The organism is Gordonia sp. 852002-51296_SCH5728562-b (genome assembly GCF_001665475.1).
Lineage (GTDB): Bacteria > Actinomycetota > Actinomycetes > Mycobacteriales > Mycobacteriaceae > Gordonia > Gordonia sputi.
This window is the reverse complement of record NZ_LZMI01000079.1, coordinates 1-14,619: the sequence shown is the minus strand read 5'-3', so window position 1 is coordinate 14,619 and position 14,619 is coordinate 1. Positions and strand designations below refer to the sequence as shown.

The following is a 14,619-nucleotide window of genomic DNA, read 5'->3' as shown; positions in this document are numbered from 1 at the left end:
GAACCCAGAGAGGTGAACGCAGATGTCCACTCCGTATGGAGGTTCGAGCGCATCGGATCCAGAGCGCCCAGACCAGAACTCGACCGGCTCCGACGCTTCCGGCTCACCCAGCGCCGACGCACCTGGGTCGACGCCGAGCGACGATGCCACCTCGCTGATCAAGCGGCCAAGCTCCGGCTCAGCTGGTTCGGGGGCCTCTGGTTCAGCGGCCTCGGGTTCGGGGGCCTCGGGTTCAACTCCGCCGGCCGGCAGCGGATCACCTGAGCCTCCGACGACCAAGTTCGACCCCTCCGCCTACGGCCCGCCCTCGCAGGGCGAGTCGACGTACCAGCCGCCGCAGTACGGTTCGACGCCCGACTACGGCTCGGGCTCGCAGGCTCCGCAGTACGGCCAGACACCCGACTACGGCTCCGGCTCGCAGGCTCCGCAATACGGCCAGACACCCGACTACGGTCAGACACCCGGCCAGACACCCGGCTCGACCCCCGACTACGGCTCGACGCCCCAGTACGGCCAGTCCTCGGCGCAGCCCGACTACGGCACGCCGCAGGGTTTCGGTCAGTCGTCCGCCGAGTCCGGGCAGTCACCGTACGGTCAACCGCCCTACGGCCAGTCCTCGTACGGTCAGCCCGGCTATGGCCAGCAGGCGTACGGACAACCCGCGTACGGTCAGCCCGCGTACGGTCAGCCCGGCTATCCGGCGGGGCAGACGACGAACGGTATGGCGATCGCGTCGCTGATCGTGTCGATTGTCGGAACCCTTGCGTGCTGCTTCACCATCGTGGTCCCGGCGGTGGGCATCGTGCTGGGTTTCGTCGCGCGTAAACAGATCAGTGCCTCCAATGGAACCCAGAAGGGCGACGGGATGGCACTCGCGGGCATCATCATCGGCGCGATCGGCGTGGTCATCGGGGTCATCTATTGGATTGCGTTCTTGAGCTCGGGCAACTGGGATCTGAGCGACAGCTCGACGTACTGACAGAGGCTGATCGCGCCCGACGTCGGCGCCATTCACTCCCGTCGTTTTGGAGGTTGACCGCGCGACCGGTAGTCTAGAGAGGTTGCGTGCTGCGCCCGAGGGTTGCGTGGCACGTCCACCACGCCGGTCGACGCCCCACTCTGTGGAGAACGGACGACCTGAGGGCACGGTCCGCGAGGGCCACGGTTGCAGGTCCGCGAGGACCACAGTGACCTGTCCGCGAGGACCACAGTGAGACACAGTCCGTAAGGACACAGTAGAGAAGGGCACAACCATGGCTGTACCGAAGCGCCGGATGTCGCGGGCCAACACCCGCAGCCGTCGTTCGCAGTGGAAAGCGGACAACCCCGCGCTGCAGGAGGTCAAGGTGAACGGTGTCGCTCAGCGCATCCCGCGTCGTCTGGTCAAGGCTGCGCGCGCTGGCATCATCGATCTCGACCGCCGCTGATCGCGACATAACCTCAGCGACTTAATCCAGCACAACTGCCGCAACGTCCCAGACGTTGCGGCAGTTGTGCTGTTCTGTGGAAGTACGCCTGGATGTGCACTCCTCCGGAACTACGCCGTGAAAGTCCTCCAGTGCGGAAGTACACCGTGAAAGCGCGGGTGGTCGCCGTGAAAGCGAGGTGCCGATGCTGCTTGCGATCTTGAACATCGCGGGTATCGGGGTGTTCGCTGCGTCGGGAGCGTTGGTCGGAATCCGAAAGGACTTCGACATCTGGGGGATCGCGACGGTTGCGGTGCTGACCGGAGTCGGCGGCGGCATTCTGCGCGATCTTCTGCTCGGCATCACCCCGCCCTCGGCGCTCGACAATTGGGTCCCCGTCACGACAGCACTGATCGCCGCGCTGGTGACCGTGATCTTTCATCCGTCGTTTGCGCTGCTGCGTCGGACCATCGTTGTCCTCGACGCGATCGGCATGGGATTGTTCGCCGCCACCGGCGCGAGTATCGCGATCGACCATCACGCGCACGCCTTCGCCGCAACCCTCATCGGGATGCTCGCGGCGATCGGCGGTGGCGTCCTGCGCGACGTGCTCGCCAACGAGATTCCGTTGCTCCTGCAACCAGCCGATCTCTACGCGGTGCCCGCAATCGTCGCTGCCGCGGTAGTCGCGATCGGCAGAACGTACTCCGACCTGCCGTCGCAGGTCTGGGTCATCGCAGGACTCATCGTCGGCGCACTGCTACGCCTGGTTGCGCTCGTCCTCGGTTGGCGGCTGCCGATGGCGCCACGCGGCGTCGGCTACAACCGGCGTCGTCGCGGGTGACGGGCGGCGATACACCTCTCACCGCCCGTCTCGGGTGACTACTGAGCGATGACCTTGTTCACCAGTCGGTTGAGCGAGTTGGGGATGAACTTTGCCGCGTTGCCCAGGAAGAGCGTCTGGGTGCCGACGGAGTAACTCGTGCGGTGCAGCCGCAGATCATTCTTGGTGGGATGGACCGACTCCCAGATCTTGTCGGCGACCTGCTCGGGGGTGATCCGCACGCCCAGCGTCTTGGTCGACTTGGCGCCGTTGGCCGCCAGCGCGGTCTTGGCCCACAGCGGCCAGATGCTCACGACGCGGATGCCGTCGGGTTCCCACTCGAGCTCGAGTGCCTCGGTGAGTCCCGCGACGTAGAACTTGCTGGCGCTGTAGGTGGCGATGCCCGGCTGCCCATAGATCGCCGACGCCGAGGCGATGTTCACCAGGTGCGAGCCCGGCGTCTTCTTGAGGTACTTGTGTGCGGCCTGAGCTCCCAGCGTCACGCCGAGGGCGTCGATGTCGATCTGGCGACGCACGGCGTCGGGGGAGATGTCGGCGAGCTTGCCCTCGGTGAGCACGCCGGCGTTGTTGTCGAGGACGTCGAGGGTTCCGCCGGTGTGTGCTGTGAAGTCGGCGAGGGCGTCGTCCCACTCCTTGGGGTCGCGGACGTCGATCTTGCCGGTGATGAAATCGGGGTGGTTCGCCTTCACCTTGTCGAGCGCGTCGTTGTCGACGTCGTACACGCCGACGGTCCACCCCTCGCGTGCGAAACGCTCCGCCGTGGCCAGGCCGATACCCGCGGCCCCACCGGTGATGAAGATCGATGACATGAGGTTCCTGCCCTTCTGAACTGCGACGACGTTCCGCTTCCGTAACTTACTCGCCAGTATAGATGTCCGAGTTGTTTACTACCTCACACCTGGGTGCTATCTTGACAACAAACGTTGATATGACATTAGTCGTTGATACAAAACTGAGGGTCAACACCTCACCGCTGTGCCACTGAAATTCAGGTCGCCGAGTTCCGCCGCAGGCGGAGATGGGAAGTCGAGCACCATGACTGCTGCAATGGACCGCACCGAACCCACCGACGACGTCGTCGGCAACGTCGTGAGTCTTCGTGACGAGGGTGCCGACGTCGTGTCCGAGCGTCTCCTTGCGTCGGCGGCGCGGCTCTCGCGCAACGCCATGACGGAGATCGACTGGAGTCTTCCGATGGACCCGACCAAGTACGGGTGCAGCCCGGAGTGGTCGTCGCTCTACGGCACGGACTACTGGGACGAGATGACCGAGGAACAGCGGATCTCGGTGACGCGTCACGAGTTCGCGTCGATCATGAATATCGGAATCTGGTTCGAGATGATCCTGCAGGAGATGGTCATCCGCGACCAGTACCTCGGCGCCTATCACAGCAATGAGTTCCAGTTCGCGCTCACGGAGATCGCCGACGAGTGCCGTCACTCGATCATGTTCGCCAAGGCGTCGGAGAAGATGGTCGGCACGTCGTACAAGCCCACCAAGTGGGTCGGTCGCGCGGGCAAGCTGTTCAAGCGCACCGCCAAGGACGAGGTCGCGTTCGCGGGCATCCTGGTCGCCGAAGAGGTCCTCGACGTCTTCCAGCGCGGCTGCATGCGCGACGAGCGCGTGCTTCCGTTCATCCGTACCGTCAACGAGATTCACGTCCTCGAAGAGTCGCGCCACATGAAGTTCGCGCGTGAAGAGGTCCGCGATTCGATGAAGGGTGTCGGCTGGTTCCGCCGTCAGTTCAGCGCGCTCTACGTCGCGCTCGGTGGCTACTTCATCGTGTCGAGCCTCGTGCAGCGTCAGGCCTTCGTCGACGCCGGGCTCGACGCCGATCGTGCTGTCGCAGAGATGAATACCAACTCGCACTTCCACTCGATGATCCGCGGTAGCTGTGCGCACCTCATGGAGTTCCTCGACGAGGTCGGCCTCCTGACCAAGCCCGCCGCGTACTACTACCGGAAAGTGCACATGCTCTGATGTTCGTCATCACTCAGTCCTGCTGCAGCGACGCAGCATGTGTATCCGTGTGTCCGGTCAACTGCATTCATCCGACGCCGGAGGAGCGCGGTTTCGGCACCTCCGACATCCTGCACATTGATCCGCAGGCCTGCATCGACTGCGGTGCATGTGCAGACGCGTGCCCTGTCGACGCGATCTTCCCGGCCGAGAACCTCGGCACCAGGGACAAGGTCTTCATCGAGATCAACGCCGACTACTACAAGAACAACCCGGACGTGAAGTCGGGCTGGTCTGACGTTGTCTACCCCGAGATTCCGAAATTGCCTGCGGGACTTCGTGTTGCGCTGGTTGGCACCGGACCGTCGGGCGGCTACGCGCTGCGTACGCTGCTCGACCGCACCGAGGCTTCGGTCACCGTTATCGACAAATTGCCCACGCCCGGCGGCCTGGTTCGCGCGGGCGTCGCCCCCGACCATCCCGGCACCAAGGGCGTCCTGCGCGGATTCGATCTGCTCTACCGCGACCCGCGCGTCACGATGGCGACCAATGTCGAGGTCGGCGAGTCGGAGGGTCAGATCACGCCCGCCGAACTCGCCGAGCACTTCGACGCCGTGTTCTACGCGGTCGGCGCGAGTGAGTCACGACGCCTTGGCATTTCGGGTGAGGACCTGCCTGGCTCGACGTCGGCGACCGAACTCGTCGCCTGGTACAACGCGGTGCCCGGCGCCGACGCTGCTCCGCCGATCCGTCGCTCGACCGACGCCGATCCGGCGAGCGGACGCGCCGTGATCGTCGGAACCGGAAACGTGGCCCTCGACGTCGCGCGAATCCTCGTGTCGCCACCGGAACTGTTGGCCACCACCGACATTGCCGACCGCGCACTGGGCATCCTGGAGCAGCAGAACGTCCACGAGGTTGTCCTGCTCGGTCGTCGAGATCAGGCGCACGCGGCCTACACGTCGGCCGAATACCGTGCGCTGTCGACGATTCCGGGTGTCGAGGTGCTCGTCGTCGACGACGCCGACGGCGCCGGAGTTCCCGACCTGACCGGGCCTGCGGACCCCGACCACCGACGAATCGTGTTCCTGTTCCACAGCACTCCCGACGAGATACTCGGTGACGAGCGCGTCGAAGGCGTCACCGTCACTACCGGCGGGCAGACGCATCGGATCGACGCCGACCTCGCCGTGCGCAGCATCGGATACCGCTCGGTTCCCATTGCGGGACTTCCTTTCGACGACGCTCGTGGACTGTTCCCGAACGTCGACGGACGGATGCTCGACGACTCGGGCGAGATCATTCCCGGTTCGTACGTGCTCGGCTGGGCCAAGCGCGGTCCGAGTGGCGGCATCGGGGCGAACAAGAAGTGCGCCCAGTTGACGGTCGAGGACTTCATCCGCGACGCGGTCGACGGCAAGCTGAGTCGTACCACGCGTCAGCCCGGCGAGTTCAGCTCGTTGCTACGCAAGCGAACTCGCCACGTCATCGGCTATCGCGGTATGCGCGCAATCGACCGGATCGAACGTCGACGCGGCTCCGAACAAGGCCGTCCGCGAGTGAAGTTCACCCGCGTGGGCGACATGGTCGGCGCTGCGGGCTGGCGTAAGCGGTAGCAGCCGAGCACATTCGACGTTTCCTGCGCTGAAACCGTGCAGCCCTGCAACTCTCAGTTCTGCGCGGTTCAGTCCTGCTTGGTTTCGGCGCGGTTCAGTCCTGCTTGGTTTCGGCTTCGACGGTGTGCAGGCCGAGCCCTTCCTCCTCGGGGAGCAATTGCTTCTCGCCGGTGATCGGGTTGGTTTCCTCGAGCGGGGGGACAGGTTGGCCGGCGAGCACGAGTGCCATTCTCTCCTTGTCGAGTTCGCCCTCCCATGCGGCGACGACGAAGGTGGCGACGCAGTTGCCGATCAGGTTCACCGACACCCGCATCGAGTCCATGATGCGGTCGGCGCCGAGCAGAAGGGCAACGGCCGCAACGGGAATCGATCCGTGACCGATGGCCGAGATCGTGGCTGACAATGCCAGGAACGACGAACCGGGTACTCCCGCCATGCCTTTCGACGTCAGCATCAGCACCAGCATCGCGGTCAACTGCTCGCCGAGGCTGAGGTGCACGCCCATCGCCTGTGAGAGGAACAGCACACAGATCGAGAGGTACAGGGTCGCGCCGTCGAGGTTGAACGAATAGCCGGTCGGGACAACGAGTCCCGTGACGGACCGCGAACACCCCGCGTAGGTCAGCTTGGTCATGATGCGCGGCAGCACCACTTCCGTCGACGCGGTGCCGAGTGCGACGAACAGCTCGTCTTTGATATAGACGATGAACTTCCACAGGTTGACGCCCGCGAAGACCCGGACGATCACCCCGAGAACCAGGATGAACAGCACCGCTGCGAGGTAGCAGCACGCGATGAGTTTGCCGTAGCTGCCCAGTGACGAGATGCCGTACTGGCCGATGATGTACGCCATCGCGCCGAATGCTCCGAGCGGAGCCAGCTTCATGATCCAGCCGATCATGGTGAAGAAGACGTGGCTGGACTGATCGACAAACCCCAGCACGATGGGCGCCTTCTCGCCGATCTTGGCAAGCGCGAGTCCGAAGAGGACCGCGAAGAACAGCACCTGCAGCAACTCGTTCTCGGCGAAGGCGGAGATCGCCGACGTCGGGATGATGTTCATCAAGAACTCGACAGTGTGGGGGAGTTCGCCGTTGCTGGTCTTCTTCGCGACGGCTTCGGCTCCGGTCGCCAGGGTTTCGGGGTTCACGTTGAAACCGGCACCGGGTTTGACGATGTTGCCGATCACGAGCCCGAAGATCAGGGCAAACGTGGTGACGACCTCGAAGTAGATGAGTGCTTTGACCCCGATCCGCCCGACGGCCTTCATGTCGCCGACGTGGGCGATGCCGAGCACCACCGTGCAGAAGATGATCGGTGCGATCAACATCTTGATCAGCTTGATGAAACCGTCTGCCAGCGGTTTGAGGGCCGAGCCGAAGTCCGGCCACACCGCCCCGACGACGATGCCCGCGACGATCGCCACCAGCAACCAGATGAACATCGATCGGTACCACGGTGTTTTCGACGACTCGACCGGGCCCTCCGCGAGTGCGATGTCTGTTGTCATCGCGCAAGTGTCCGACCGTTCGGGTGCGGCTCCGTGAGCGAGCGGTTGCGGACAGGTAAAAACGTTTGCGAAGCATGCTCAACCCGCCGAAGGCCGCGAAGTGTCACGAAGTTGTCGGTAATCGGCGCGTTGCTCAGCGGGTTCTCAGTCGAAGTCGATAAGACTGTCTACATGCGCATTCTTGTTGTCGACGACGACCGGGCGGTCCGCGAGTCGCTGCGCCGCTCGCTGACGTTCAACGGATACACCGTCGACACCGCGGGTGACGGCATCGAAGCGCTGGAGAAGATCGTGGCCGAGCGGCCCGACGTGGCGATTCTCGATGTGATGATGCCCCGGCTCGACGGTCTCGAGGTGTGTCGCCGACTCCGATCGACCGGCGACGACCTGCCGATCCTGGTGCTCACCGCACGCGACACCGTCTCCGAGCGGGTCTCCGGCCTCGACGCCGGCGCCGATGATTACCTGCCCAAGCCATTCGCTCTCGAAGAACTGCTCGCGCGACTGCGCGCACTGCTGCGCCGCGCGGCACCCGAGGAAGACGCCGATTCGGAGGCGCTCACCTTCGCCGACCTCTCGCTCGACCCGGTGACCCGCGACGTCTCGCGCGGCGAACGCCAGATCAGCCTCACCCGCACCGAGTTCGCGCTGCTGGAGATGCTGATGGCCAATCCCCGTCGGGTGCTCTCCCGCAGCCGCATCCTCGAAGAGGTGTGGGGCTACGACTTCCCGACATCGGGCAACGCGCTCGAGGTCTACGTCGGATACCTGCGGCGCAAGACCGAAGCCGACGGCGAGTCGAGGCTGATTCACACCGTGCGCGGCGTCGGCTACGTGCTACGTGAGACGCCGCCGTAGTGCCGTCTGTGCTTCGACTCCGCCTCGCACGGATGTGGTTGCGGGTGCGTCCGGAGGGCAAGTCGGGCGAAATGCGCGACCCGATGCCCCTGACCCGGTTGGTCTCGCTGCGCCTGCGCGTCACGTTGTTGTCGGCGACGGTCGTGCTGGTCTCGGTGGGCCTGATGGCCGCTGCCGCGTACTTCGTGGTGTACCGCGCGATGTACAACGAGGTCGACAACCAGCTCGAATCCCGCGCAGACGGCATGACCGCGCTCGCGAAGATGGGGACACTCAACGACCGTCCCGAGGCGTTGGTCGCGGGAACGGTGTTCTCCACCAATATCTCTCTCGCGCTGGTGAAACCGAGCGGGCAAACCTACCTCGTCGGGTCGGTGCCATTCGAGGACGTCGAACGCAAAGTCGCGCGCTCTCCGTCGAATCCGGGGAACAACCTGCAGAGTCTGCGGACCGTCAACAACCAACGGGTACTCGCACGCAAACTCGACGACGGCAACACCCTCATCCTCGCGCAGAGTCTGCTGCACACCGATCGTGTCCTCAAACGACTCGCGTGGGTCCTCTTCGTCGTGGGGTGTGGCGGCGTCGCGCTCGCGGCAATCGCAGGTACGACGGTCGCGCGTGCGGGTCTTCGACCTGTCGCCCGCCTCACTCGCGCTACCGAACGGGTCGCGCGCACGCAGGACCTCACCCCGATCCCGGTGGCGGGAAACGACGAATTGGCGCGTCTCACCGAGAGTTTCAACACCATGCTGCGCGCGTTGGCTCAGTCGCGTGACCAGCAGGCGCGACTCGTTGCCGACGCGGGCCACGAATTGCGTACTCCGCTCACGTCTTTGCGCACGAATCTCGAATTGCTCATGGCCGCAAGCGAACCCGGCGCGCCCGCGGTGCCCGCGGCCGACATGATCGAACTCCGCTCCGACATCGTGGCGCAGATCGAGGAATTGTCCACTCTGGTGGGCGATCTCGTCGACCTCGCGCGCGAGGACACCCCCGAGGTGGTCTTCGAGGAGGTCGACCTCGACGAACTCGTCGAGACAGCGCTCGAGCGAGTACGTCGACGCCGCGTTGACGTCGAATTCGAGGTGCATCTCGAGCCGTGGTTCGTATTCGGTGAGCAGCACGGGCTCTCGCGTGCGGTGGTCAACGTCCTCGACAATGCAGCCAAGTGGAGTCCGCGTGGGCGTTCGGTACTCGTGACGCTGCGACAGCTCGATACCGGCACAGCCGAGTTCTCCGTCTCCGACGCGGGTCCTGGTATCCCGCCGGAGGATCGGGAGTTGGTGTTCGAACGCTTCTATCGGTCGACGCAGTCGCGGTCGATGCCAGGTTCGGGACTCGGCCTCGCGATTGTGCGGCAGGTCGTCGACCGGATGGGTGGGACCGTCCGCGCTGATCAGTCGAGTCTCGGTGGCGCGATGATCACGATGACTCTGCCCGGTCGCCCGACTCCGGTGGAACCTTCACCGAAGGTGATTCGTCAATAGTTTCGGGAGACGACACTTCCGGCCTATCGCTTACCTACGCGAGCAGACGGTCCAATAGTGTTGAGCAACAAGTGAGCGCCGGACGGGAAGTGCGGTCCGGCGTCGAAGATCGGTCGATGGGTCCGCGGTCTGCCAAGGCGCGGTCCGAACAAGGCGAGGAAAGAAGCACGACGATGACAGGTGGAGGCCCGCACGGGGGAAATCCGTACGGAAACGACCCGCATACCGGTGGATTTCCCGCGTACGGCTCGGGTCACGGCGATTCTCAGCAGAGTCCGGGCGGGCAGCAGGGCTTCGGTGCACCACCGACGCAGCAGTATTACGGACCACCTGCGGGCCAGCAGCCCAACCAGGCGTGGAGCGCAACGGGTTCGACGACGCCGCCCGGGCCTCCGGGGCCTCCGACAGGATTCGACGCACCTGACGCGGGTGAGCCGACGCCGCCCAAGAAGTCGCGCGGCGGGCTCATCGCTGCGCTTGTCGGTGGCGCGCTCGTGATCGGTTTGGTCGCAGGAGGAATCGGCGGCGTCGTCGGAGCAAAGGTCTCCGACGATGATTCGACGTCGAGCAGTTCGGCGCCGCTCGGCGGCGATCCGAACACCAACAGTCAGAACGTGGCTGCCGCGCCCGCGGGGTCGGTGCAGGAGGTCGCCGCCAAGACGCTTCCGTCCGTGGTGTCGATCGACGTGGTCAGCGGATCGGAGGCGGGCGAGGGATCGGGCGTCATCCTCTCCGACGACGGATACATCATGACCAACAACCACGTTGTCGCCGGCTCATCCGGAAGCGGGAGACCGTCGGCGATCCAGGTCAACTTCCAAGACGGCTCGCGCGCATCGGCGAAACTGATCGGTGCGGACTCGATCTCCGACATCGCGGTGATCAAGGTCGAGAAGAACAACCTCCCGCCGATCAACGTCGGAACGTCGAAGAACCTGGCCGTCGGGCAGTCAGTTATCGCGATCGGTGCGCCCCTCGGACTTCAGGGCACCGTCACCACAGGCATCATCAGCGCGTTGAACCGTCCAGTGTCCACGTCGCGCGACGGTGGAACGACGTCGGTCATCGACGCCATCCAGACCGACGCCGCGATCAATCCGGGCAACTCGGGTGGCGCTCTGGTCAACGCCAGGGGCGCCCTGATCGGCATCAACACCGCGATCGCATCGCTTGGTGCGTCCGAACAGCAGCAGAGCGGCAGCATCGGGCTCGGCTTCGCCATCCCGATCGACCAGGCCATCCGCGTCGCCAACGAACTCCGGAACAACGGTAGGGCGACTCACGCCAGCCTGGGGGTGTCGGTGCGGCCGAACAGTCCCGCGAGCACGCCCGGTGCTGTGATCTCCGACGTCACGGCCGGTGGGCCTGCCGCGCAGGCGGGTATCCCCAAGAACGCGATCGTCACCAAACTCGACGACCGGAACATCGCGTCGGGCGATGCGTTGGTCGCCGCGGTGCGCTCGCACGCACCCGGCGAGAAGGTGACGGTCACCTACGTGGCGGATGGGCAGACCCGCACAGCGTCGGTGACGCTGGGAACGCTCACCACCAATTGACCGGTGCCGTCGCTCGATCACTCGGGCATCTGCCGGCCACCAAGCGATGTGTCACCGACTCATATGCCACAGAGTGATATGCCACCGACCGATCATCGAGGCCCCCGATCTGAGACCATGAGCAAGGGGCGAGAACAGGCGAGAACGAGAAAGAGGCGAGCATGATCGAATCAAGCCGCAGTCCGCAAGGCTCAACCCTCACCGACGACGATGCGTCGAACGTGATCGATCCGATCGCGTTGGAGGCCTCCGAGGTCGATCCCGCCGACGTGGTTGCCGCAGACGCTGCGGCCCGCGAGTTTGTTGCCCGCCACACCAGCGAGGCGGCCGGGACCGCGGGCGACGAGATCGGTAGAGCGTTGGTGGTGGTCGTCGACGACCAGATCGCGCACGGCGAAGTCGCCGACTCACTTGGCCCGCTGGTCGGTGAGCTGCTCAACGAGGCAGGCTTTCACGTCGACGCGACGCTAGCCGTGTCCGGCGACGAGATCGAGATCCGCAACGCGCTCAACACCGCGGTCATCGGGGGCGTCGACCTGGTGGTTTCGGTCGGTGGTGTCGGAGTCGGTGCTCGCGATGTGGCTCCCGAGGCCACCGAGCCGCTGCTCGACCGCCGACTTCGCGGCATTGAAGAAGCAGTCCGAAGCTCCGGTCTCGCTGCGGGAGCCACCGACGGCGGGCTATCGCGGGGACTTGCGGGTATCTCGGGCCAGACACTGGTCGTCAACATCGCCGAGTCGCGCGCAGCCGTTCGCGACGGAATGGCTACCGTCGCACCGCTCGCGAAGCACGTGATCGAGTCGATCAGCGAGTTCTGAGCCGAGGCCAGGCCATGCGAATGGCGCGAAATATCAGGAAATGCGCACCTCTGCATGACTTCGGTTCACCTTGTGTTAACAAAAAATTCGACGGCTCGCCGCTTTTCGACTTGAGACGGAATTATTGATATGTCGCGTGAAGACTCGAATCGTGGGGCGCAGGACGGTTCACGACGGAAATCGCGGCAACGTCGCAGGATCGACGATGTTTTCGGCGACGACCTGCCCGAGACCACTTCCGATGAGAGTGACGAAGGTCACAAAGGTGTTTCTCAGGAGTGGTACCGCGCCCAGCGGCCTCCGCATTACGAGTGACACGGCGTCTCCGAGGTAGCCGACGCAGCGTGTTTTCCTTTTGTTAACACTTTTCCTGGCACTGTCGTGAATTCTTCCTGTGGAATCGTGTAAGAAAATATTGAGATCGGCCTGAGCGTTGCTGTTGCCCGCTTTGATATCGCTCGGATAACGTTCGCTGCGACAACACTCGGTCCCTGCGGGAGGCCGGGGCCGTGGTCCTGCAGTCCGATCAACGTCGGCCGGCAGCAGTGGAACGAGGGGGCTGGGACTTTAACGCCTCGGTGAGCACGCCGAAACAGCGTGTTAACCGGAGCGGACGATGATTCCCGCGAGCCGCCAAGGTCAACCCGAGGGAACGAGTTCGTCTCCCTCGGATAACAGCCGAATCCTGTGAGAGGGAACGAATGAGCAAGTTCAGCAAGCTTGGGCGCCGCGGAGCTGCTGCGGTCGCCGTCGCCGCTGCCGCGGTGATTGGCGCAACCAGCATGGGGGCGGGACACGCCGAGGCGCAGAAGCTCGCGCCCGGGTACAAGAAGGTCGAGGGCTTCAACGGCGACTCGGTGCAGATCTGGCGCAAGGGCGAGTCCGGCGGACCGGTCGGCACCGTAGCCAACAACCCGCTGTCGCGCGGCATCAGCATCTCGGGTGTCTATACCGCGCAGGGTTCGGATGGAGTCGGTGGCACTCTGCAGCTCGGCTACATCGTTGGCTGCCAGGTTGACATCAGCGGCATTTCAATCGGTCTGAAGACGGGCTTCGACTTCTCGACAACCAGTCTGAGCGGAAGTGGCACTTTGAGCCTCCCGATCAAGCCGGGCCAGGCAACTTTCGTTTCCAACGTTTACAGCGCCGACCTCAACGACAAGGGGCTAGCGGCGCTCCAGGTCTCGAACTACCAGATCGAACTACCCCACTGCGGTGGGTACGCGGCGGCGCGCTCGGTGGTGCAGGTACTGGCAGCTAAGGGCTACGACCCCAAGGGCGGCACCTTGAACGCTGACGGTGCAGTTCTCCAGTCCACTCTGTATGGCCAGCCCTTCAACGTCAGTTGAGCGGCAGCAGGTAACCAGTAACAACTCTGAGATTTATCTGCTCGCACGCAGATTGACATTCCGCAAAGGGGAATCATGAAGAAGAGCTTTACACGCGGCTTGACCGCCGCGGCTGCGCTTACCGGCGCCGCGGCGATGGGTCTGAGCGGTATCGGCGCAGGTGACGCCGCCGCCAACGGCAAGGTCGTCAAGACGCTGGTTGACGGTACGCCCGTCACTATCGAGGTCACCGGCGAACGAGTCGACGTGCAGCGTCCGACCAACCTCAGCCCGCTCACCCGCGAGGCATGGGGGTCGGGTCGGGTCAAGGTCACCGTCGGCGGCAAGGCCACCGGCGGAGCGGTGAAGGTCGGCTATGAGGTTGGCTGCCAGGTTAACTTTGGTGGTGAAGCAGGAATCGGTTCACCGACGCTGGGTGGCACGGTGGCGCGGAACCCGAGCTATGACGGTTCTAATTCGCCCGTGAAGTACACCAACGGCAATGAGCTACCTACTCCGTCGGCTGAGGCAACACTTGGCCCCGGCGGCGTCACGCGCGTCTGGCTGATCGGCAACATGGGCATCACGTCGAGTGACGTCACCAACAGCGCCGACGACAACTACGCAGTGAGCGGTCTGACCTTCAAGGGCAACACCGGCGGCGTTGTATACAGCCAGGAGGGTTTCCGGATCAACAACTGCGCGGGCTACGCAGCTGCCCGCACCATCGTGCAGGTGACCGTCAAGACCGACTCGGTCAAGGGCGTTGTCAATTACACGGGTAAGCAGTTCACCCTCGGCTGATCACGCCTGTCGCACAACTGAACACCAACCGCAGGGCGGGAACCGATATGGTTCCCGCCCTGCGGCATTGGTGACGGCCTTCTCGGAGGCCTTCTACGAGCCCAGACAGATCAGGGGCGGGAACCGGAGATCCGGTTCCCGCCCCTGAGAGGTGTCGCTGTGCCGATGGCCTCGGGGATCGACCATCGACACAGTGGCACCGTCTGCGCAGTGGCGTTGTCGGACGCCACCAGCGGTCAGCTGCCGATGAACTCGGCTGCTGGTTTCAGCTCCCGAAGAAGGGGAACGGGAACCACGGACGCGGACGCGGGCGCGGCTGGGGCTGCGGCCTGCCGTGGTTGTTCTGGCCCGGTTGACGAGGCTCAAGAAAGTTCCCCAGGTGTGCTCACTGAAATTCCCCACCCGTGGGCGGTTTCTACTGTAGCGACCT

Annotated in this window: 13 protein-coding genes; 11 read left to right on the top strand and 2 right to left on the bottom strand. The window is 64.3% G+C overall.

All coding sequences use genetic code 11. From position 1 onward, the window contains the following. Window positions 1–22: 22 nt before the first annotated feature. The 3 genes from A5766_RS14215 (at window position 23) to A5766_RS14205 (ending at window position 2,250) form a co-directional block, all read left to right on the top strand. Entirely contained in the window at window positions 23–979 is a 957-nt protein-coding gene (locus tag A5766_RS14215; protein ID WP_005207274.1) for a DUF4190 domain-containing protein, read from the top strand. 274 nt (window positions 980–1,253) lie between these two features. Then, on the top strand, window positions 1,254–1,427 hold the full coding sequence (gene rpmF / locus A5766_RS14210; RefSeq protein WP_005174583.1) for a 50S ribosomal protein L32: 174 nt from the start codon (window positions 1,254–1,256) through the stop codon (window positions 1,425–1,427). Between the two features lie 184 nt (window positions 1,428–1,611). Next, window positions 1,612–2,250: a trimeric intracellular cation channel family protein gene (locus A5766_RS14205; RefSeq protein WP_005207273.1), complete on the top strand. Its 639-nt coding sequence runs from the start codon at window positions 1,612–1,614 to the stop codon at window positions 2,248–2,250. A 38-nt stretch (window positions 2,251–2,288) separates the two neighbouring features. Here the strand turns inward: A5766_RS14205 and A5766_RS14200 are convergent, their stop codons facing one another. After that, a complete protein-coding gene (locus A5766_RS14200; protein ID WP_005207272.1) occupies window positions 2,289–3,059 on the bottom strand; it encodes an SDR family oxidoreductase in 771 nt (256 codons plus the stop codon). A gap of 226 nt (window positions 3,060–3,285) precedes the next feature. On the opposite strand from A5766_RS14200, the gene A5766_RS14195 reads away from it, so the two are divergent. Together A5766_RS14195 and A5766_RS14190 are read left to right on the top strand one after the other, a co-directional pair. Beyond that, complete coding sequence (locus A5766_RS14195) at window positions 3,286–4,230, top strand: AurF N-oxygenase family protein (RefSeq protein ID WP_005207271.1); 945 nt, start codon at window positions 3,286–3,288, stop codon at window positions 4,228–4,230. Beyond that, entirely contained in the window at window positions 4,230–5,825 is a 1,596-nt protein-coding gene (locus tag A5766_RS14190; protein ID WP_005207270.1) for a 4Fe-4S binding protein, read from the top strand. The genes A5766_RS14195 and A5766_RS14190 overlap by 1 nt, the downstream gene beginning before the upstream one ends. Before the next feature lie 94 nt (window positions 5,826–5,919). Here the strand turns inward: A5766_RS14190 and dctA are convergent, their stop codons facing one another. Further along, window positions 5,920–7,335: a C4-dicarboxylate transporter DctA gene (dctA, locus tag A5766_RS14185; RefSeq protein ID WP_005207268.1), complete on the bottom strand. Its 1,416-nt coding sequence runs from the start codon at window positions 7,333–7,335 to the stop codon at window positions 5,920–5,922. A 171-nt stretch (window positions 7,336–7,506) separates the two neighbouring features. On the opposite strand from dctA, the gene A5766_RS14180 reads away from it, so the two are divergent. The 6 genes from A5766_RS14180 (at window position 7,507) to A5766_RS14155 (ending at window position 14,189) form a co-directional block, all read left to right on the top strand. Continuing rightward, entirely contained in the window at window positions 7,507–8,193 is a 687-nt protein-coding gene (locus A5766_RS14180; protein ID WP_005207267.1) for a response regulator transcription factor, read from the top strand. Window positions 8,194–8,225: 32 nt separating this feature from the next. After that, on the top strand, window positions 8,226–9,683 hold the full coding sequence (locus tag A5766_RS14175) for a sensor histidine kinase (protein WP_064863806.1): 1,458 nt from the start codon (window positions 8,226–8,228) through the stop codon (window positions 9,681–9,683). 173 nt (window positions 9,684–9,856) lie between these two features. Continuing rightward, complete coding sequence (locus A5766_RS14170) at window positions 9,857–11,239, top strand: S1C family serine protease (protein WP_064905183.1); 1,383 nt, start codon at window positions 9,857–9,859, stop codon at window positions 11,237–11,239. 161 nt (window positions 11,240–11,400) lie between these two features. After that, window positions 11,401–12,057: a MogA/MoaB family molybdenum cofactor biosynthesis protein gene (locus A5766_RS14165; protein WP_064905120.1), complete on the top strand. Its 657-nt coding sequence runs from the start codon at window positions 11,401–11,403 to the stop codon at window positions 12,055–12,057. Window positions 12,058–12,758: 701 nt separating this feature from the next. Further along, window positions 12,759–13,406, top strand: coding sequence for an MspA family porin (locus tag A5766_RS14160; protein ID WP_064905119.1), 648 nt, complete (start codon window positions 12,759–12,761; stop codon window positions 13,404–13,406). A 75-nt stretch (window positions 13,407–13,481) separates the two neighbouring features. Further along, window positions 13,482–14,189 carry an MspA family porin gene (locus A5766_RS14155; protein WP_064905117.1) on the top strand — a complete coding sequence of 236 codons (708 nt, stop codon included), beginning with the start codon at window positions 13,482–13,484 and terminating at the stop codon, window positions 14,187–14,189. Window positions 14,190–14,619: the final 430 nt, after the last annotated feature.